Source organism: Frigoribacterium sp. CFBP 13605, from assembly GCF_014839405.1.
Lineage (GTDB): Bacteria > Actinomycetota > Actinomycetes > Actinomycetales > Microbacteriaceae > Frigoribacterium.
The window spans coordinates 1-20,307 of sequence record NZ_JACYNS010000045.1; the positions used below are offsets into that span (position 1 = coordinate 1).

At 68.9% G+C, this 20,307-nt stretch carries 18 protein-coding genes and 1 tRNA gene; 12 read left to right on the forward strand and 7 right to left on the reverse strand.

All coding sequences use genetic code 11. The features are described from left to right. On the reverse strand, positions 1-1,970 hold a 1,970-nt coding region (locus IFT36_RS16755; RefSeq protein WP_200413023.1), incomplete at its 3' end, for a TPM domain-containing protein. A gap of 106 nt (positions 1,971-2,076) precedes the next feature. Continuing rightward, on the reverse strand, positions 2,077-2,484 hold the full coding sequence (locus IFT36_RS09965) for a hypothetical protein (RefSeq protein WP_043596924.1): 408 nt from the start codon (positions 2,482-2,484) through the stop codon (positions 2,077-2,079). 50 nt (positions 2,485-2,534) lie between these two features. Between IFT36_RS09965 and IFT36_RS09970 the strand changes: the two genes are divergently transcribed. The 3 genes from IFT36_RS09970 to IFT36_RS09980 all read left to right on the forward strand — a co-directional run bounded on the left by IFT36_RS09970 (position 2,535) and on the right by IFT36_RS09980 (position 4,472). Continuing rightward, the gene (locus IFT36_RS09970; RefSeq protein WP_056045943.1) at positions 2,535-3,425 is read left to right on the forward strand and encodes an EamA family transporter; all 891 of its coding nucleotides are present in this window, start codon (positions 2,535-2,537) and stop codon (positions 3,423-3,425) included. A gap of 141 nt (positions 3,426-3,566) precedes the next feature. Next, positions 3,567-3,782 carry a hypothetical protein gene (locus IFT36_RS09975; RefSeq protein WP_148053617.1) on the forward strand — a complete coding sequence of 72 codons (216 nt, stop codon included), beginning with the start codon at positions 3,567-3,569 and terminating at the stop codon, positions 3,780-3,782. A 105-nt stretch (positions 3,783-3,887) separates the two neighbouring features. Then, positions 3,888-4,472: a recombinase family protein gene (locus IFT36_RS09980; RefSeq protein ID WP_056045940.1), complete on the forward strand. Its 585-nt coding sequence runs from the start codon at positions 3,888-3,890 to the stop codon at positions 4,470-4,472. Positions 4,473-4,924: 452 nt separating this feature from the next. Here the strand turns inward: IFT36_RS09980 and IFT36_RS17100 are convergent, their stop codons facing one another. From IFT36_RS17100 to IFT36_RS10000, 4 genes are all read right to left on the reverse strand, one after another. Then, positions 4,925-5,200, reverse strand: coding sequence for a DUF3850 domain-containing protein (locus tag IFT36_RS17100; RefSeq protein WP_374058391.1), 276 nt, complete (start codon positions 5,198-5,200; stop codon positions 4,925-4,927). Between the two features lie 5 nt (positions 5,201-5,205). Then, complete coding sequence (locus IFT36_RS09990) at positions 5,206-7,299, reverse strand: FAD-dependent oxidoreductase (protein ID WP_200413025.1); 2,094 nt, start codon at positions 7,297-7,299, stop codon at positions 5,206-5,208. A 389-nt stretch (positions 7,300-7,688) separates the two neighbouring features. Then, complete coding sequence (locus IFT36_RS09995; RefSeq protein ID WP_200413026.1) at positions 7,689-8,624, reverse strand: TIR domain-containing protein; 936 nt, start codon at positions 8,622-8,624, stop codon at positions 7,689-7,691. A gap of 825 nt (positions 8,625-9,449) precedes the next feature. Beyond that, a tRNA-Arg gene (locus IFT36_RS10000) sits at positions 9,450-9,524 on the reverse strand. A 77-nt stretch (positions 9,525-9,601) separates the two neighbouring features. Here IFT36_RS10000 and IFT36_RS10005 point away from each other — a divergent pair. Next, a complete protein-coding gene (locus tag IFT36_RS10005) occupies positions 9,602-10,321 on the forward strand; it encodes a pyridoxine/pyridoxamine 5'-phosphate oxidase (protein WP_192123369.1) in 720 nt (239 codons plus the stop codon). A gap of 101 nt (positions 10,322-10,422) precedes the next feature. After that, complete coding sequence (locus IFT36_RS10010; RefSeq protein ID WP_249408565.1) at positions 10,423-11,250, forward strand: gamma-glutamyl-gamma-aminobutyrate hydrolase family protein; 828 nt, start codon at positions 10,423-10,425, stop codon at positions 11,248-11,250. A 39-nt stretch (positions 11,251-11,289) separates the two neighbouring features. Here IFT36_RS10010 and IFT36_RS10015 read toward each other — a convergent pair whose 3' ends face one another. After that, positions 11,290-11,916 (reverse strand): hypothetical protein, encoded by a 627-nt coding sequence (locus tag IFT36_RS10015; RefSeq protein WP_200413027.1) that lies wholly within the window; start codon positions 11,914-11,916, stop codon positions 11,290-11,292. A 64-nt stretch (positions 11,917-11,980) separates the two neighbouring features. Here IFT36_RS10015 and argS point away from each other — a divergent pair, with 64 nt between their 5' ends. The 7 genes from argS to IFT36_RS10050 all read left to right on the forward strand — a co-directional run. Then, complete coding sequence (argS, locus tag IFT36_RS10020; protein ID WP_173151002.1) at positions 11,981-13,642, forward strand: arginine--tRNA ligase; 1,662 nt, start codon at positions 11,981-11,983, stop codon at positions 13,640-13,642. 83 nt (positions 13,643-13,725) lie between these two features. After that, positions 13,726-14,505 (forward strand): LmeA family phospholipid-binding protein, encoded by a 780-nt coding sequence (locus IFT36_RS10025; RefSeq protein WP_200413028.1) that lies wholly within the window; start codon positions 13,726-13,728, stop codon positions 14,503-14,505. A gap of 67 nt (positions 14,506-14,572) precedes the next feature. Continuing rightward, positions 14,573-16,003, forward strand: a complete 1,431-nt coding sequence (lysA, locus tag IFT36_RS10030) for a diaminopimelate decarboxylase (protein ID WP_207114319.1) — start codon at positions 14,573-14,575, stop codon at positions 16,001-16,003. A 69-nt stretch (positions 16,004-16,072) separates the two neighbouring features. After that, positions 16,073-17,404 (forward strand): homoserine dehydrogenase, encoded by a 1,332-nt coding sequence (locus tag IFT36_RS10035; protein WP_056045923.1) that lies wholly within the window; start codon positions 16,073-16,075, stop codon positions 17,402-17,404. Further along, entirely contained in the window at positions 17,404-18,486 is a 1,083-nt protein-coding gene (thrC, locus tag IFT36_RS10040) for a threonine synthase (RefSeq protein ID WP_056045920.1), read from the forward strand. The genes IFT36_RS10035 and thrC overlap by 1 nt, the downstream gene beginning before the upstream one ends. After that, entirely contained in the window at positions 18,483-19,436 is a 954-nt protein-coding gene (gene thrB / locus IFT36_RS10045) for a homoserine kinase (protein ID WP_123570242.1), read from the forward strand. The genes thrC and thrB overlap by 4 nt, the downstream gene beginning before the upstream one ends. Positions 19,437-19,726: 290 nt before the next feature. After that, positions 19,727-20,307 (forward strand): Rho termination factor N-terminal domain-containing protein (locus tag IFT36_RS10050; RefSeq protein WP_307785079.1); only part of this gene is annotated, 581 nt, incomplete at its 3' end.

Sequence of the window (20,307 nt, forward strand, 5' to 3'; positions counted from 1 at the left end):
CCCCCGCCGCCGAAGCCACCGCCCCCACCGAAGCCGCCGCCACCCCCGCCGAAGCCTCCGCCGCCACCGCCGAAGCCGCCGCCGCCACCCCCGCTGAAGAGTCCACCGAGCAGCATGCCGGTGACGATGCCGCCGAGATCGGCCCCGGCCGACCCCCGCGTGCCGACTCCGCCGCCGAACGGGCTCGCCTGCTGGTAGGACGAGACGTCGGCCTCGGCACCGGCGGCTGCGGCCTGAGACAACTGGACGGCCTGGTGGGCCTCGAACAGTGCGGCGTCGCGGTCGGACGTCGCGAGCGACACCGCGGTGGCCAGGTGACGTTCGGCCTCGGACAACCGGGTGCGCGGCTGCGGGCCGATGCCGCCGCGACGGGTCTCGATGAAGTCGCGGGTGGCGCTGATCTGACTCCGCGCGGTCAGCAGCGCCTGGTCGAGGGCCGCCTGGGCCCGGCGCTGCTTCTCGGAGTCGTCGCGCACGGCCGCCAGCACTTGGTCGATGCGGTCGTTGGCAGCACCGAGCGAGGCGACGACGGCGAGCGGGTCGTCGGTCGTCGTCTCGGCCAGCGCGACGGAGGCCCGCGCAGCCGAGACGGAGCCGGCGACGTCGACGCCCTGCGGGGCCGAACCGTCGGGCAGCCCCTCGGCCGTCGCGATGTCCTGCCGCAGGTCGAGGGTCATGGCCGAGATGGTGCTGCCCGCCGTCCGCAGCGACTCGGCGGCCCCGTCGACCGCGCTGAGCAGCTGGTCGACCTGCGCCAGGGCCTGACGGGCCTCTCGGACGGCGATGACGGCCTCCGACGTGGAGGACGACGCCAGCGCGGTCGCCGCCGTACCGGCCCTCTCGTCGGCGAACTCGAGCAGACGGTCGGCCTGGTCGTCGTTCTGGTCGATCGACGCGACCGCCCGCGCCGAGTAGATCGTGGTCAGCTCGCCGATGAGGGTGCGGGCCGAGGCGAGCCGGGCTCGTCGGGTCGCGACCTCGCCGGGGAGGGCCGCCACGTCGCTCGGCGCCCGCCCCTCGGCCTCACGCAGCTCGTCGAACGCGGCGGACTGCTCGGCGAGCGACGCGTCGGCCGCCTCGCACAACTCGATGATGCGGGTGGTCCACTCGAGGCGTTGTTCGGGGGAGTCGGGGACGGAGTCGTCCAACTTCTGCTGCAGGGCGAACGCCTCGCGGGCGTGCACCCGGGCCGCGTCGAGCGCCTCGGCGAACGGCCGGGCCGCGTCGTCCCCGAACTGTGCCGCCGCGAAACCGACCTCGTGTGCGCCTGCGGTCAACTCGTCGTCGAGGGCGACCAGCACCCGCGCGGCACGCTTGTCGAGTTCGTCCTGGCGGGCCTTCTGCGCATCGGACTCGCTGCGTCGACGTCGTGCCCGGCGGACCACGACGACGACGGCGACGGCCGCCGCGACGAGGACCAGCACGAGCAGCGCCCAGAGCACCCAGCTGAGGTCGGGCCCGGCCTCGTCGCTGCGGATGCCGTCGGCGAGGGCGACGGCGGCACCGGCCCAGTCGCCGTCACGCAGCTCGGGCACGACGACGTCGGTCTGCAGCGCCTGCCGGTCGGATTCCGAGATCACGGACGTGTCGGCCGAGAGGTCGTAGAACTGGTCGTCGACCGCCACCGAGAGCAGCACGTCGTTCGCACCCAGTTGGTTCAGGGAGGCCGTCGCCTCGCCCCAGGCCGTGCGGTCGGAAGGCGAGGAGAAGGAGTCGACGTAGACGACGAAGAGGTTGACGCCGGTGTCGGTCGCGAGCCGGTCGAGTGCGTCGGTCACCTCGGCCTCGTCCGCGCTCGACAGCACGTCGGCCTGGTCGACCACGTAGGCGCCCGAGAACTCGACCGGTTCGACGGCCTGGGCCGGGACCGCACCGAAGGCGATCGTGCCGACCACGGCCAGGACCGCCGCGGCGACGGCGGTCACCGTTCGTCTCGCCGGTCGTCGGCCGGTCGTGGATCTCGTGCTCACGACGCTCCCCTCGCTCGTTGCGGGGGAGTCTATCGACGGCCCCCGTCAGACCGCCCGGGGTGCCCTGTGCCCGCAGGGGGTGACGTCGAACCGGCCGCGAGACGGGTCAGGAGACGAAGAGCAGGCCCACCGACGCGACGGCACAGACCGCCCCGACGGCGTAGAGCACCACCCCCACGGTGCGGGGCGCCCGTCCGTCGTCGTGCGGGGGGTGGACGCGGGCCCGGTGGGGTCGGTCGGGGTCGTAGTGCACGGTGAGCTCGGTCTCGAGCGGCGTCGTCACCGGGACGTCGCCGAACTGCGTCTCGTGCAGCTGCCCGTCGACGTCCATCCATCGGGCGGTGGCGGCACGGGCCCAGTCGGGCGGCGGGATGACCACGCCGACGGTGCTCTCGAGGCGGGTCGCTCGGCGCCGGAGCACCCACCCGGCCAGGAGGAAGGGCGTGCCGACGATGAACCCGAACCAGCCGAAGAGCTCCACCACCGGCGAGATGACGGAGAAGGCGTCGCTCATGCCACGATCGTACTGTGCCGCCGCGCACCCCGTGACGAACCCGGAGCCCCGTGAACCCCAGCCCCCTCGGCCGTGTGCCGTCGCCCCTGCTCGCCGTCGCGGCGATCGTCTCGGTGCAGTTCGGGGCCGCCCTCGCCAAGACGCATTTCGAGGCCCTGGGACCCCTGGGCGCCGCCAGCCTGCGCCTCGCCTTCGGTGCGACGCTCCTGGTGCTCGTCTTCCGACCGCGCCCCTGGCGATGGCCCCGTCGAACGTGGCTGGGCGTGGTCCTGTTGGGTCTCGCCCTCGCCGGGATGAACTCGCTCATCTACCTCGCGATCGACGTCGTACCGCTCGGGGTCGCGGTCACCCTCGAGTTCCTCGGTCCGCTGGTCGTGGCACTCGTGCAGACGAGACGCTGGTGGGACGCGGCCTGGGCCCTGCTCGCCCTCGCCGGGGTCGTGCTGCTCGGCTCCGACTCGACCGGGGCGATCCCCGTCGTCGGCGTGCTGCTCGCCCTCGGCGCGGGGGCGTTCTGGGCCTGCTACATCCTCGCGAACGCCGCCCTGGGGCGAGGCCGTGACCCGATGGGCGCCCTCGCGACCGCGATGCTGGTCGCCGCCCTCGTGGTCGTCCCGTTCGGGGCGCACGACGCGACGGTGGCCGTCCGGGCCGACCCGCGCCTCCTGCTCGTCTTCCTCGTGGTGGCCGCCCTCACCTCCGCGATCCCGTACGCGCTCGAGTCGGTGGCGCTGCGGAGGCTGCCGACGCGCGTGTTCGGCGTCCTGTCGAGCCTGGGGCCGGCGGTGGCTGCCCTGGCCGGCCTCGTCGTGCTCGGCGAGGCACTCGGGGTGCGCGAGGTCGTCGCCCTCGCCTGCGTCACGGCGGCGAGCGTCGGCGTCACGATCGCGGCCGGTCGCCGGCGGCGTCGTGGGGCCCTGCCCGAAGCTCCGCCGGCCTGATCGGACGGCGAGGCCTCGCGCCTGTCCGAGGAACGAGTCAGAGGCCCAGTCTGACAACTCTAGGGGGACTTGTACCCCACCTGCGGGGTACGCTGCGATGACGGCTTGGTACGAGGGCCGGAGAACGAAGAAGGAGACATCATGGGTGCTGTCTTGGAGCGCACGTCCCGAGCGGAGGTCGTCCCCCTGGGTGACGGATTCCACCGCGTGTCGACGCCGACCGCCGGGGTGATCGGGTTCGTGCACGAGTCCGACGGGTTGTTCGAGGTGCTGCGGGGTCGCGTCCGCACCGCCGTCCGGCGTGAGGGTTCGTACCGCACGCTCGACGTCGCCGTGATCGCGCTCACCTACAGTTGAGCTCGACCCACCACTGACGCACGCCTCCCGGCGGACGTCCTCGAGGCCTCGCCGTCGGCGGGGCCTCACCTCTCTGTCCACCCTCGCCTCGCCGGAAGGCCCACCGTGACCGTCGTCGGGTACGCCCGCATCTCGCGAGACGACCCGTCGTCCGATCGCCAGGCGGAGCGCCTGCGGGCGGGCGGGTGCGAACGGGTCTTCGTCGACCACGCCACCGGAACCAGGCAGTCCCGCCCCGAGTTCGCCAAGGCCATCGGCAGCCTGCGGGAAGGCGACGTCTTCGTCGTGACGAACGTCGACCGGATCGGCCGCTCGGTGGCCGAGCTGGTGGGGGTGATGGCGACCCTCGACGCCCTGGGCGTCGCCTTCCGCTCGATCGACGAGCAGATCGACGAGCTCAACGCCTACGGCCGCTTCTTCTTCCGCGTCACCGCCGCCCTGGCCCGCTTCGACGAGCAGGTCGGCGGTGAGTTGCACCGTGCCGAGACCCGCAAACGGCAGGAGGCGCGGGTCGCGCAGACCCCGAAGCCCCCCGTCTCGAGACGCCGCCTCGACGCGGCCCGTCAGCTACGGGCCGGTGGAGCGAGCATGCGCGAGGCCGCCGAGCACGTCGCCGTCCCCGAACGCGTCCTGCGTCGCGAGCTCGACCGCGACGACGCCGACCGCGCCCGCCGCCAGCAGTCCGACTGACCCCGGACGCGAGTCAACTCCGGTCGCTACCGTCGGCACCATGACCGATGAACCGCAGCACGGCGACCGAACACACGATCGTGACGGCCTACGAGATCCGGCCTGACGACGGGGTGCTTACCGCCGCGGAAGCCGCCTTGACGAGAGGCGCGTGACGAAACCAGTTGACGCGGCCGTCGCGAGCGGGAGAACGTCGTGCATTGAGGCAGATTGGAACTGCCACCTCTGCGTTGAGGGGGCTGAAGGCGCCGGAGGAATAGTTCACGTCCGGTAACTTCTACCTAAATTCGATTTGTGCGGTCATCATGAGTCGCTTCGAAGCGGCTTTGTTCTGAATTGTTGATATTCTGGCACCACGACTGGATACCGATCTGCTACTACGTAGCAGGAGTGGCCTGCGCGACGGCATACGATGCTGCTACAACATACACAAATTTCACGAGGATATCGTTCTAGTTATCCAGTAGTCGGATTGACAAGATACAAAAGCCCGGAACGAGGCCAACGTCGGATACTGCGCAGGGGTGGTCATCTGACGTAATCGAGGTAATACGGGCGTTAGCTATTCGCCCTGTGGGCACAGCACGCAGCGCGTCCCACTCATGAAGGTTGAGAATGTCTCCGACCCGGAAGTTCCTGTCATTACGACGAAGCTCGTGCACTCTTTCGCCACTCAAGATCGGCACGAAGAACTGCGTCCAGCTCTTAAGGTCATGCTCGGCATGCATCGCGATCACGTCTGTCCTTCCGTTTCCAGAAACGCCGTCTGGTCGAGATTAAGCCTTGTCATCGGAACGCGGGGGACTGGCAGGCTCTCCACTACTTCCAGTGTGTCGTACTCGTGCGACACGGCCGGTTGCGCGCCGAAATGCGCAGCCCCTGGGTATGCAAAGTTTGACATTGCGCCAGTCCGCTCGAGCTCCGAATCAACAGCGCTAAGGGCATGAGCGCAGACACTAGAGATGCGTCGCACCCGATTGTCACTCGTAAAGAACCCCGGAACGTCGCTGTCAAGGTAGAGCACGGCGATTACGGAGTCCTTGCCGGCAGGCGACGTAGTCACGATCGGGATTGCGAGCACCGATTTGACCTCTCCTGACATCGTTCGAGCGTTGGCCGTTAGGTCAGCCTTCTGCATATCGTTCTGGATCGCACCCGCCTGGGTTCCGGACTTCGTTCGAATGACACGCTGTTCGCTGTATGCGTAACCGATCGTGGCAGTATCGATCGGAAATGTCCTGCCTGCCGTCTTGCTCTCATCTCCAATACGGACTCCGGCGTAGTCGCAGCACTGTTGTAGAGCCAAGCTAGGGCCGACGTGCAGTACGCGGTGGAGTGTAATTCTCAATCGCTCGTCTTCGGGATGGTCTCCTAAGAGCAACCCAGCAATTGCGCCGGACAAGGCCGCTGCGACGATTTCGGTCGACGCGGGAAGGTATTCCCTCCGCCAGTACTTCTTCATATCGTCGTTTGCGGCTCGAAGCGTGGTTCCGAAATAGCCAGCCGTCCATTGAGTTGCCGTATCTTGAACGGGCCTATGCTCCTCCGTGTCTCCCAGTACATTTTTGAGCCTGGACCGAAGGCTTGGCCCCAGCACGCGGCGGATGCCTGCGACTACGTCCGGGCCGTGTCGGATCACCCGTGCGTCCGGGCCCACATGTTCCTCCGCGGCAAGCTGCTCGATGTTCCCGTCCCAAATGCTGAAGCCTCCGGCAGCATGGAGCACCCACGCGAGCAGTTGATTCTGGAATGAGACCCGCCGATTGAAAAGCGCGTCGAATCCCTTACTCTCTCGGACGTGCAGGATCGCGTCGGTGTCATGACGAAGTCGATGATCCATGCTTTTGACGACTTGCTTCGCCGCTCGCGGGTACTTGGCCCAGACCTGGCGAAATTCTGGAATCAGCGTGGTGCCGTCTCTAGCCTGGTCCTGCACGCTCTGGAGTTCCACAAGCAACTTCTTATGCTGGCCAAAGAGCTCCGCTAGTATCCGATCTTGACGGAAATCCGATATACGAATGCGGAATAGATCAATCCATCCACCGTCTCCAACGCCTGACACGACGTAAGTGCGACGTCGTCGACGTAATGCAGGTTGAGCGAGAGTCTCATTTCTCCAGTATGACGTTGCACCGTCTGCTTCAACACCGAATCCGATGGCGAGAATAACGATGTCGAAATCTTCAAGAATGCCTTGGCGGGGTCGCTTTCCCTCCGGTACCGCAGGCGTCCATGCCTTGCGCCGCTGTCCCACCCACTCTGCGCGAAGGGTGTCGGCACCGTGCTCGCTTACGATGTCGACTTTGACCGACGCAGTGTTGCAAAACAAACGAACGTTTGCAAAGCGTGCTTCAGGCTTGAGTTCTTCCCACGCCGATCGCACCTGCACGACGACGTCGCTTGCGCGCGCCGCGGTCCAGTTCAGCAAAGGAAGCCCCGCAGTGTGCGCTGAACTTCCCTCGCGCGGCCAGTCGTATATGTGTGGGTGTAACCAACGCGTGTCGTTTCCGTGTTGCAGCGGAAGCACCGAGTCGCGCTGTTCAAGCAAGGTGATGTCGACGCTTGCTTGTTTGCTGACGAGCCCAGCAGCAACCGATAAACCTGCGAATCCAGCTCCAATTATGGCGATTCGCGTGCGATTGTCATCATCGCTACTTATTCGCTTCGTCTCGGTCAGAGCCCAAGCGAGGTTTAGGGCGCGCGATTGCTGGGATAGCACGGTTACCGATTTGTCGAACAACCCGATGGCGAAGACGTCCAAGCTGTTGTGCAGGCGGTATGAATCCAGAACGGCTTGCGCGTTCTTTGCGATGCGAGTTTCGACCATCCCAAGATCTTACCGACGTCGCGTCCGAGCGCCAGATACATGCGCGAATGGGAAAGCGGTGACGTGCTGGAGACTACTTATGGAGAGTGGCAAGAGGCGTTATCTGATGACGCCCTGACCGAGACTGACTTTCACCTTTACTGACGAGTTCCAAGCAGTCTCGTTCAAGTCCGCTTACGACGCGAATAATGACGAGGCAAGCGTGAGGCGGCGACCTAATTAGAGGGTTGCCGTGGAGTCTGTGGCATGCGCTCTTCGATGACCAAATCGAAGAAACGGCGCTGAGGTATTCGATTTTTGTAACGCGACCGCAGCCGCTTGTCTGCCGGCCCGGCAGAAGTGAACACACTGTCCTACTATTGTCTGCTCGCACGGGGGCACTGCTTTATTTAATTGGACGGGAAAGACCCGGCGGTTCGCCACTCCTCGCCGGATTCGTCGACTTCAAGCTGCACGTTGCGAAGGCGAGTGATGAGCGACTTGCGATCCGAGATGTCATCGGTGATGCGCACGTAATTCAGACCATCGATATCGGAGAGCATCCGGACCGTGCCCGCGAGTAGAAGGATGACGTGTTTCTGGTCGAGGGCCATGGCCCATCCAGCCTCAAATATGACATTCTGGCGGGCCTGCCCGCTCGGTTGTGCTTCGCGAGGATCATCGTGCTCGCTGTTGTAGAAGTCACCCTTGACATGGCCGAGATCATCTGGGGTCAAGAGCACAACAACAGCGTCGGCTATATCCATTCCTGCCCGCACCACTTCTAGGGTGTACGGGGATCCGCCGCCTGCTCCACGAACTGCCTCGTCCCAGGTTACGACTCGGAGGTCCAGCGCCTTGAGGAAAGCGACAAGGGCTTCGTACGCGGCATTGTCACGTCCGCGGACGACAAATACGTATCGCTTCGCGTTGGGGGAAGATGCTGGTGCTGGGTCGGTTGCAGTCGTCCCTGGTCTGGCAAACTGACGTTGTGGCGGGGTCGCTTTTTCGGGCGTCGTAGGGCTGCGCTGCGAAGTCGCGAGGTCCTGATCCAAGTTCTGGTAGAAGTCCTGTGACTCGGCTGAGCCGCGGCGGAACTCGGGGCCAAGGCGTGGGTTCGGCGCCGTGATGTAGTCGATGAGACCTTGCAGGCTCGTACGGCCTTCTGCGCGCTTACCAAGTTGCTCGACTAAACGTGTGGTCTTTTTCAACTTGTTTGGGTTGGTATCCGAAGGGAGCTGAGGCACTTCGAACCGGACGAACAAGCTCTCGATCACCGTATGTGTGGCGTACTCGGCGAGTAGCTCCGCGAGAGAGTGCCGAGTCGGTCCGCTGAATTGTGCCATCAAGTCTCCTCTATTCAAGCTGCAGGTTGGCCGCTGCTAATAACAGCGTAGGACTCGAGCAAGAACATGGGTCTTGCAGTCGCCCGATCTTCCCGCGGCACGGACAGCTACGGACGCTTCTGCTCGCAAATTTCCGCAACGATGCTCAGCAAGAAATGTATACACCATTACTTCATTGCGTTGGCACCCTCGATCGGACTCGGTTTGAGAGGCGGCTCGCCCGAGTACGACATATTCTTCTGGGCGCAGTCCTGCGATGGGTCCCTCTACTGGCGTTGCTCTAAGCGCCTTCAGCTAGAAAGGATCTGCCTTTACAGCGGCCAAATCGTGAATCAATTCCCAGTCCACTTCAGGAAGGAATGCCACGTGCTCGCGACTGCTAGGCACGCTCGGAGCCCAAAGACTACGCAGAGAGATCTCTTCCGGTCTCGGCGTCGCCTCTCGCTGAACTGAATACAAACGCTAAGGACGAGGAGGCCGGCTCGCGGGCCCCGACGTAGCGCGAGGGGGCTGGCTGCGGGGGGAAGTGTTCCGTCACGGCTGGGTCGACGAGACTGTCGAGATGATGGGCCGGGGCGGTCTTACGCGGCACTAGATGACGCACCCAACAGCGAGCCTCAAAGGAGACTAAAGAACGTTGGGCCACGCCTCGACCGCAGTCGCGTTAAACGTGTACTTAGAGCTCTTTGACAGCGATTCGGGCACCGTCTCGGCTGCACTGCGATGAGCAGATTCTTCTTACGGCCCAATTCGGAAACGTCGCCACGAGCAGAATTAGCAGCGAGTGGGGCTTAGAGCAGATAGCCGCCGACCAGCTATTATCTGTGGTGCCCCCAGGCAGATTCGAACTGCCGCCCCTGCCTCCGGAGGGCAGTGCTCTATCCCCTGAGCTATGGGGGCCCGGGAACGTCGTCCAGGTTAGCAGCGAATCGGTCCGGCCTGGGACGGCCCCGCCGCGGGAGGTGCATCGTGGGGGAGTGACCGACGACACCCGCACCGACCGAGCCGACTCCGGCACCCGTTCCGACCGCACCGACCCCGAGGGTCCGACACTGCGTGAGCGTCTCCGCTCCGCCAAGGTCTTCCACCCCGAGTTGCCCACCTTCGACGTCGACGACGTGGCCGACGACGCGGTCGACCAGTTCGTCGCGTGGCTCGTCGAGGCCGTCGACCAGGACGTCGCCCAGCCGCACGCCATGGTGATCTCGACCTCGTCGTCCGACGGCGACGTCACGGCCCGCACCCTGCTCCTCAAGGACGTCGACGACGGTGCCCTCTGGTTCGCGACCTCGTCGATCAGCCCGAAGGGACGGCAGATCGCCGAGAACCCCCGGGTGGCGCTCACCCTGTACTGGCGCGAGCAGGGCCGCCAGGTCCGCGTGCTCGGCCGGGCGACGCCCGGTCCGCGCGACCTCAGCGAGAAGGACTTCACCGCTCGCCACCCCGACTCGCGCGCCGTCGCGATGACGCAGCCGCAGAGCAGCCCGATCACCGACGAGGCCGAGACGCGGCGTCGCCTCGCCGAGGCCAAGGCCACGATCGAGTCCGACGACACCTTCGTCCCCGACGACTGGACGGCCTGGCGGGTCGACCCCACCTCGATCGAGTTCTGGCAGGCCACCACGGGCCGCGACCAGGTGCGCCTGCGGTACGACCGCGACGGCGACGGCTGGACCCGCGCCTCCTTGTGGCCCTGACCACCCCTGAGGGAGCCGGCGGCGCGACCGCTGCCGCCGCAGCGGCGTAACGCGACGACACGCACCTGGCAGGGCGCCCGTCGCGACGGCAGCATGGAGGCATGACCTCGTACGCCGCCCCGTCGACCCGCCCGAGCGACCCCGCCGTCGCCTCGATGCGTCTCGCCGTGGTCGAGGTCACCCGGCATCGGCCGCACGCCCCCGAGTACCACGCCTACGTCGACGACATGAACTCCCGTGTCCGCGCGACCGCCGAGGCCGCGGGCTGGCAGGCGACGCGCTTCGCCGCGGGCGACCTCGGCACCGACGAGCTGCTGCGCGTGACCGCCGACGCCGATGCGATCGTCATCCTCGGTGGCGAGGACCTCTCTCCCCGTCTCTACGGAGGCGCGACCGGCTACCCGGGGGAGGGTCGGCACGACCCCGTGGCCGACGAGGCCCAGCTCGCCGTCGTGCGTCGCGCCGTCGCCCGCCGCACTCCGCTGCTGGGTATCTGCCGCGGCCACCAGCTGATCAACGTCGCCCTCGGCGGAGACCTCGTGCAACACCTGGACGACCACGACGGGGTGCACCGCACCCCCGACGCGCCGGTCGATCAGCTCATGCACCCGCACGCCGTCGGGCTCGAGCCCGGTAGTCGCCTCGCCCGGGCCCTCGGCGCCGAGCCCGTCGTCCAGAGCGCGCACCACCAGGCCGTCGGCCGCCTGGGCCGGGGCCTGTGCGTCGTCGGCCGCGCCTCCGACGGCACCGTCGAGGCCGTCGAGCACGACTCGGCCCCGGTCGTCGGCGTGCAGTGGCACCCCGAAGACAGAGGAGCCCCGGTCGGCCAACTCGAGGCACTGTTGGCGTCCTTGGGCGCCTCCGTCGAGGCGGGGCGCCTCGCCGCGTCCGTCGCCTCGCGAACGGACCAGGAGGCGCTGGTCGCCTAGGCCGCGTTCCTCACCGGAGCGCGCCTCCCGCCCTCGGTCTCAGTCGACCTGCTTCAGCGCCGACAGCACGGCAGACACGACCGGCTCGGCGTCGCCGGGTTCGAGGAAGGTCGTCGAACGGGCGACGACGAACGCCGGCGACGAGAACGCCTCGGCCGTGCCGATCTCACCGGGGGTGTCGAAGTAGCCCTCGACGCCGAAGGTCGGCACCGAGTTGCTGGTCGCGACGAGGTCGTTGGCCAGCTCGTCGAGGCTGTCCGCGTCGAAGTGCGCGACACCGACCGTGACGGTGGCGCCGCTGGAGTCCTGCCACGTGCACGTCGTGCCGTCCGCGTCGGCGACCTGCTGCAGGGCCTCACCGTCGCGGCTCGCGTCGCCGCTCGCCTCGTCGTCGACGACGGCCGTCAACCCCGGGTACCAGGAGGCGAGCGAGCCGGGATCGAGCAGCTCGCCGCAGTCGACGTCGAACGGGATGCTCACGAGCTCGGGCGTGGCCGCCGCCGTCGGCGTCGCGACGGGGGTGGAGGACGACTCCTCGCCCGTGGTCGGGGTCGCGCTCGGCGCGGCCTGCGACGGTGCCGTGCAGGCGGTCAGAGTCAGGGCGAGGGCACCCGTCACGACGAGGGTGCGCAGGACGACGGGGGAGCGGGTCGAGGCGGGGCTCATCCCTCCATCATCACCGACGTCGGGCTCGTCGTCGTCTCCGTGCCTCCCGGTAAGATCGACCCTCGTGACTCCCGCCGAACTCTCCACGTCCCTGCTCGCCGTCGTCCAGGGCGTCCTCGAACGCCGAGGCACCGTCGACGTGGCGGTGACCGAGGGCGACGTGGCGCTCGAGCGTCCGAAGAACCGCGAGCACGGCGACTGGGCGTCGAACGTGGCCATGAAGTTCGCCAAGCGCGTCGGCACGAACCCCCGTGAGCTCGCCACCGACATCGCGGCCGACCTGGCCGAGGTCGACGGCGTCGCCGACGTCGACGTCGCGGGCCCCGGGTTCATCAACATCCGCCTCGACGCCGCGGCCGCGGGCCTCCTCGCGCGCTCGATCGTCGAGCAGGGCGAGTCCTACGGTCGTGGCGACTACTACCGGGGCGTCACCATCGACCTCGAGTTCGTCTCGGCGAACCCCACCGGCCCGATCCACCTCGGCGGCGTGCGCTGGGCAGCGGTCGGCGACAGCCTCGCCCGCGTGTTCCAGGCGCAGGGCGCGCTCGTCACCCGCGAGTACTACTTCAACGACCACGGCGGGCAGATCGACCGTTTCGCCCGTAGCCTCCTGGCCAGCGCACTCGGCGAACCCACCCCCGACGACGGCTACGGCGGGCAGTACATCGGCGACATCGTCGAGCGCGTCGTGGCCTCGACCGGCGTCGACGCCGCCGCCCTGCCGCGTGACGAGGCGCAAGAGGTCTTCCGCGCCGCCGGCGTCGACTTCATGTTCGCCGACATCAAGTCGTCGCTGCACGACTTCGGCGTCGACTTCGACGTGTACTTCCACGAGAACGAGCTGCACGAATCCCAGGCCGTCGAGCGCGCCATCGCCCGGCTCCGCGAGCTCGGGCACGTCTACGAGTCCGAGGGCGCCACCTGGCTGCGCACCACCGACTTCGGCGACGACCGCGACCGCGTCATCGTCAAGAGCGACGGCGAGGCCGCCTACATCGCCGGCGATCTGGCCTACTACCTCGACAAGCGCGAACGTGGCTTCGAACGCAACCTCATCATGCTCGGCGCCGACCACCACGGCTACGTCGGTCGCATGATGGCGATGTGCGCGGCGTTCGGCGACGAGCCGGGCGTCAACCTCGAGATCCTCATCGGCCAGATGGTCAACCTGCTGCGCGACGGCGAACCGATGCGCATGTCCAAGCGTGCGGGCACCGTCGTCACGATGGAGGACCTCGTGGACGCCGTCGGCGTCGACGCCGGCAGGTACTCGCTGGTCCGCAGCCCGGTGAACAGCTCGATCGACATCGACCTCGACCTGCTCACGAAGCGCAGCAACGACAACCCCGTCTTCTACGTCCAGTACGCCCACGCGCGCACCCGGGCGGTCGCGCGCAACGCCGAGGCCGCCGGCGTGACGCGGGACGCGTTCGACGCGTCGCTGCTCACGCACGAGACCGAGAGCGCCCTGCTCGGCGCCCTGTCCGAGCTGCCCCGCGTCGTCGTCCAGGCCGCCGAGTTGCGCGAGCCGCACCGCGTCGCCCGCTACGTCGAAGAACTCGCCGGCACCTACCACCGCTGGTACGACACGTGCCGCGTCACGCCGCTCGGCGACGACGAGGTCACCGACCTGCACCGCACCCGTCTGTGGCTCAACGACGCGGCGGGCCAGGTCATCCGCAACGGCCTCGGACTGCTCGGCGTCTCGGCACCCGACCGCATGTGACCTCGCGCGCCGCGCCTCCTCGGTGTCGACCGCAGGAGGCGCGGCGTGAGCGTCCCTCGCCACCCGGCTGACAAGATGGCCCGATGAGCGACATCGACTCCGACTTCTTCGAGGCCAAGCCCGTCGCCCGTCGCCGAGGCCGGGGCTTCGGCATCGTCGTCTTCGTCCTGCTCGGGATCGTGGTCGTGCTGGGGATCCTGGCCGTGGTCGCCGACCTCGTCGTTCGGACGGTCGCCGAGGACCAGGCCGAGAAGCAGATCTCGCAGCAACTCGGCGACGCGGCCGGTCCCGTCGACGTGCAGATCGGCGGCTTCTCGATGCTCTGGCAGCTGGTGCAGGGCACCATCGACCAGGCCACCATCTCGTCCGCCGGGTCCTCGGGCGGTCTGTCGTTCGACTTCGACGTCCGCGACGTGCCGACCGACCTGAGCGGATCGACCGGGGCCATCACCGGCACGGTCACGGCCGACGCGGCGACCGTCAACGGGCTCGCGGCCGTGCAGGAGAGCGGCGGAGCGATCTCCTTCGGCGACGGACAGGTCACCTACGCCCGCGACTTCACGATCCCGCTGGTGAACACGGTCGTCCCCGTGGACGTCGTCGCGACCCCCTCGATCACGAGCGAGGGCCGGGTCATCTCGCTCACCCCGACCACGGCGTCGCTGCGGGACACGTCGGTGTCGCTCGACCTCGCCCCCTTCATCGGCGGCTACGCCTTCGACGTGTGCGCCGCGCAGTACCTGCCCCAGGGCACCACCCTCACCGCCGTGGACGTCACGCCGTCGGCGGCGACCCTCGACGTCACGTCGCCGGGCCTGCCGATCTCGTCGAGCGGCATCGGCACCAAGGGGTCCTGCTCCTGATCTCCGGTGTGGCGACGAGGTCGCCCCGACCCTGGCCGTCACGCACCTCGGCGGTCGGTAGGCTCTGATGTCGTTCCCCGTCCTTCGAACCCCCGAGGTCCGCGTGTCCCCGAACCCCCTGGCCCCCGCCTGGCTCCACGAGCCGACCGATGCCGACGCCCTCGACCCGGCCGTCTGGTCGGCCACGGCCCAGCGGTCCTCCGACGGCGAACTCGTGCTCGGCGGCGTCACCGTCTCCGACCTCGTGGCGTCGTTCGGCACGCCGCTGTACGTCCTCGACGAGGACGACGCCCGTGCCCGCGCGGTCGAGGCCGTCCGCTCGTTCGAGCGCGAGGCGGCCCGCATCGGCACGACGGCGACGGTCTACTACGCCGCCAAGGCGTTCCTCTCCGCCGAGGTCGCCCGCTGGGTGGCCGAGGCGGGCATGGCCGTCGACGTCTGCACCGGCGGCGAGTTCGCCGTGGCCCGGGCCGCCGGGGTCGACCCCGCCCGCATGGGGTTCCACGGCAACAACAAGTCGCTCGCCGAGATCGACCGCACGGTCGAGGCCGGCATCGGCACCGTCGTGCTCGACAACGCCGCCGAGGTCGGACGGGTCGCCGCGGCGGCCGAACGGCACGGACGCGTCCAGCGGGTGCGTCTGCGGGTCAACTCGGGGGTCCACGCCTCCACGCACGAGTACCTCGCCACCGCCCGCGAAGACCAGAAGTTCGGCGTCCCGCTCTCCGAGACCGCCGACATCGTCGACTCGATCCGCCGGCAGCCGTCGCTCGAGTTCGTCGGCCTGCACTCGCACATCGGCTCGCAGATCTTCGGCTCGGACGGCTTCGCGGAGGCCGCCCGCCGCCTGCTCGCCGTGCACGCCGACCTGCTGGCGTCCGGCCCGGTCCCCGAACTCAACCTCGGCGGGGGCTTCGGCATCGCGTACACGAGCGCCGACGACGCCCGTCCCCTCGACGACCTCGCCGTCGCCCTGGCCGACATCGTCCAGGCGGAGTGCCTCCGCCTCGGCGTCGACGTGCCGCTCCTCGCGGTCGAGCCCGGACGCGTCATCGTCGGTCCGGCCGGCACGACGCTCTACGAGGTCGGCACGATCAAGGACGTCTCGGTCGCGATCGACGAGGGCAGCGCGGTGCGCCGCTACGTCAGCGTCGACGGCGGGATGAGCGACAACGCGAGGACGGCCCTGTACGCGGCGGACTACTCCGTGCGCATCGCGAACCGCACCTCCTCGGCCCCGCCCGCTCTCGTGCGGGTCGCCGGGAAGCACTGCGAGAGCGGCGACCTCGTCGTGCTCGCCGACTACCTCCCCGGCGACGTCGTCCCCGGCGACCTCCTCGCGGTGCCCGCCACCGGGGCCTACTGCCACAGCCTCGCCAGCAACTACAACCACGTCGGGCGTCCGCCCGTCGTGGCCGTGCGCGACGGCCGGGCACGCGTGATCGTGCGGGGCGAGAGCGAAGCCGACCTGCTGGCCCGCGACGCCGGCCTCGACTGAGCGACCCGCGCCTCCTCACCTCGTGCGAGCACCGCACCCCGCCGACGAAGCACCCGAGAACGGACTGACATGATCGAATACCGCAACGTGAGGGTCGCCCTGCTGGGCGCCGGCTCCGTGGGGTCGCAGGTGGCGCGGTTGCTGCTCGAGCAGGGCGACGACTTCGCCGGGCGCGCAGGTGCCGGGCTCGAGCTGGTCGGCATCGGGGTGCGCGACGTCGACGCGCCCCGCGACGTCGACCTGCCGCGCGAGCTGTTCACGACCGACGTCGAGTCGCTGATCGTCGGCGCCGACATCGTCGTCGAGTTGATCGGCGGACTCGAGCCGGCCCGCAGCTACGTGCTGCAGGCCCTCAACTCGGGGGCCGACGTCATCACGGGCAACAAGGCCCTGCTCGCGAGCCACGGTCCCGAGCTGTTCGACGCCGCCGAGCAGGTGGGCGCGCAGGTGTACTACGAGGCCGCCGTGGCCGGTGCCATCCCGATCATCCGCCCGTTGCGCGACAGCCTCGCCGGCGACCGCGTCCAACGCATCATGGGCATCGTCAACGGCACGACGAACTTCATCCTCGACCGCATGGACACCGATGGCTCGAGCCTCGAGGACGCCCTGGCGACGGCCACGGCCCTGGGTTACGCCGAGGCGGACCCCACGGCCGACATCGAGGGCTACGACGCGGCGCAGAAGGCGGCCATCCTGGCCGGCCTCGCCTTCCACACGGCCGTGCCCCTCTCCGCCGTGCACCGCGAAGGCATCACGTCCGTCACGCACGACCAGGTGGTCGCGGCTCGCAAGGCCGGGTACGTCGTGAAGATCCTGGCGATCTGCGAGCGCCTGGTCGACGACGACGGCGTCGAGGGCGTCAGCGCACGCGTCTACCCGGCGCTCGTCCCGCTGAGCCACCCGCTCGCGGCCGTGCACGGAGCGAAGAACGCCGTCTTCGTCGAGGCCGAGTCGGCCGGAGACCTCATGTTCTACGGCGCCGGAGCCGGGGGAGTCGAGACGGCGTCCGCCGTGTTGGGCGACCTCGTCTCGGCCGCGCGACGCCACGTCATCGGCGGCCCCGGCGTCGCCGAGTCCACCCACGCGAACCTGCCCGTCCTGCCGATCGGTCGCGTGTCCACGCGGTACCAGATCACGCTCGACGTGGCGGACCAGCCGGGCGTCCTCGCCGAGGTCGCCGGGGTGCTCAGCGACCACGGCGTGAGCGTGCACAACGTCGAACAGACGTCGGGTGCGACGCCGGGCGTCACGGGCGAGGGCGACGCCGTGGCCACCGCTACGCTGATCATCGGCACCCACCGGGCGCGCGAGTCCGACCTCGCCGCCACGGTGACCGCCCTGAAGAACGCCACGGTCGTGAACTCCGTCACGAGCGTGCTGAGAGTCGAAGGAGCCTGATGGCCCACCAGTGGCAGGGTGTCCTGCGCGAATACGCCGACCGTCTCGACGTCACCGACGCCACCCCGATCGTCACCCTCGGCGAGGGCGGAACGCCGCTCATCCCGGCTCCGGCCCTGTCGAACCGCACGGGCGCGAAGGTCTACGTCAAGTACGAGGGCATGAACCCGACCGGTTCCTTCAAGGACCGCGGCATGACGATGGCGATCTCGAAGGCCGTCGAACACGGGGCCAAGGCCGTCATCTGCGCGTCGACCGGCAACACGTCCGCCTCGGCCGCCGCCTACGCAGCCCACGCCGGCATCACGGCCGCCGTGCTCGTCCCCGAGGGCAAGATCGCCATGGGCAAGCTGAGCCAGGCCGTCGCGCACGACGGTCAGCTGCTGCAGATCCAGGGCAACTTCGACGACTGCCTCGACATCGCACGCGACCTCGCCGCCAACTACCCGGTCCACCTCGTCAACTCGGTCAACAACGACCGCATCGAGGGCCAGAAGACCGGGGCGTTCGAGGTCGTCGACGTGCTCGGCGACGCCCCCGACTTCCACTTCATCCCGGTCGGCAACGCCGGCAACTACACGGCCTACACGCGCGGCTATCGTGAAGACCTCGAGATCGGCCGCGCCACCAAGCTGCCGCGCATGTTCGGGTTCCAGGCCGCCGGCTCGGCGCCGATCGTCGCCGGTGAGGTCGTCAAGGCTCCCGAGACCATCGCCAGCGCGATCCGCATCGGCAACCCCGCCTCGTGGCAGCTCGCCCTCGAGGCGCGCGACCTGACCGACGGCTGGTTCGGGGCCATCACCGACGAAGCGATCCTCGCCGCGCAGAAGATCCTCTCGGCCGAGGTCGGCATCTTCGTCGAGCCCGCGTCGGCCATCAGCGTGGCGGGTCTGCTCGAGCGGGCGGACGCCGGGGTCATCCCCGCCGGGGCCACGGTCGTGCTCACCGTCACGGGCCACGGCCTGAAGGACCCCCAATGGGCCCTGCGGCGCGCCGACGGCAGCGACGTGCAACCGACCGTGGTCGCGAGCGACACGGCCCGGGTGGCCGAGGTGCTCGGTCTCGCGCCGGCCTCTGCATGACCCCCGGGGTCGTCGGGCGTTCGGTGCTGGTCAAGGTCCCCGCGACCTCGGCCAACCTCGGTCCCGGCTTCGACACGCTGGGGCTCGCGCTGTCTCTCTACGACGAGCTCGAGGTCACGGCGACCGGTGAACCCGGGGTCTCGGTCGAGGTCACGGGCGTCGGGGCCGGTCAGGTGCCCACCGACGGCTCGAACCTCGTCGTCCAGGCCGTCGCCGCGGCCTTCGCGTCGGTCGACGTCCCTCTGCCGGGGCTGCGGCTCCGGGCTCGCAACGCGATCCCGCACGGCCGGGGACTCGGGTCGTCCGCAGCCGCGATCGTCTCGGGCATCATGGCCGCCAAGGGACTGCTCGAGGGCACGGTCGAACTCGACTCCGCGGCTCTGCTCGCCCTGGCGACCGAGATGGAGGGTCACCCCGACAACGTGGCACCTGCGCTGTTCGGCGGCCTCACGATCGCCTGGATGAACTCGCACGGCCCGTCCCACAAGCGACTGCTCGTGCACCGTGGGGTGTCGCCCGTCGTGTTCGTGCCCGAATCCACCCTCTCGACGAAGCTGGCGCGGAGCCTGCAGCCCGCCTCCGTTCCGCACGAGGACGCCACGTTCAACGTGTCGCGGTCCGCTCTGCTGGTGGCGGCCCTCGTGCAGAGTCCGGAGTTGCTGCTCGCGGCGACCGAGGACCGCCTGCACCAGAGCTATCGCGCCAGTGCCATGCCCGAGACCGACGCCCTCATCCGCATGCTGCGCGACGCCGGTCTCGCGGCCGTCGTGTCGGGGGCCGGCCCCTCCCTCCTGGTCCTCGGCAGCGACCCGGCACAGCGCTTGTTCGCCGCCGAACTGGTGCGCGAACACGCCGTCTCGGCGTGGCGTCCGTTGATGCTGGCCGTCGATCTCAAAGGTGCTACAGTGGTGCCGCACCCGGTAGAAAACTCAGATTTCCTGGGCATCTAGCATCATCCCCGCAGTTCTTCGCGGGGATTACCGCGTGGGGTCACAAGTCTTCGAGTCCCCGGGTCGCACATCCCGTAGTGCACATCTAGCAGTGTTCGTCTGCCGATCTGGTCGGCGCGCACCGCACCTCCCAGGCCTCCTGCTCATCCCGGGCAGCTGCTCGTTCAGGGCAGAGCCGGCACAGGGTCGCCCCCTCGGGGCGAACCCGTTCAGTGCAGGTGAGAGGCCACGAGGTGTGACCAGCTCTGCCCCGCCGATCAACGCGGGGGAGCGAAAGGAACCCATCACTCGTGACTGACGTCCAGAACGGCGCCGCTGCGCCGTCCACGCCCGAACTCACCGCCATGCGCCTGCCCCAGCTGCAGGCCCTCGCCTCGTCGCTGGGCATCAGCGGCATCTCCAAGCTGCGCAAGGGCGACCTCGTGGCCGCCATCGCGGCGAAGCAGGGTGAGGGGGCGGCCAGCGAGGTCGCGCCCCAGCCGACGCTCGACGGAGTCGTCGACGCCGGTGTCCAGGCCTCCCTCGAGACCGCCGTCGCCGAGGGTGCCGAGGCCCCCGTCGCCGAGACGGGCACCGAGCCGACCGAGCCGACCGAGGCACCGACCCGTGCCCGCCGGGGCTCGCGCCGGGCCACGTCGGCCGCCGGGGCTCCCGAGTCCCGGGCCGCCGGCGCCCACGTCAACGCCGGCGAGACCGGTGTCACTCCTCTCGTCGAGGTGCCCGCCACCGAGGCCGTGGCCGTCGAGGCCGCCGGGGCGGCCGACGCCGAGCAGGGTTCGACCGAGCAGGCTCCGACCGAGAAGGCCGCCTCCGAGCGCCCGTCGCGTCGTCGCGGCTCGCGCCGCGCCTCCGACGCGTCCGTCGCCGCCGA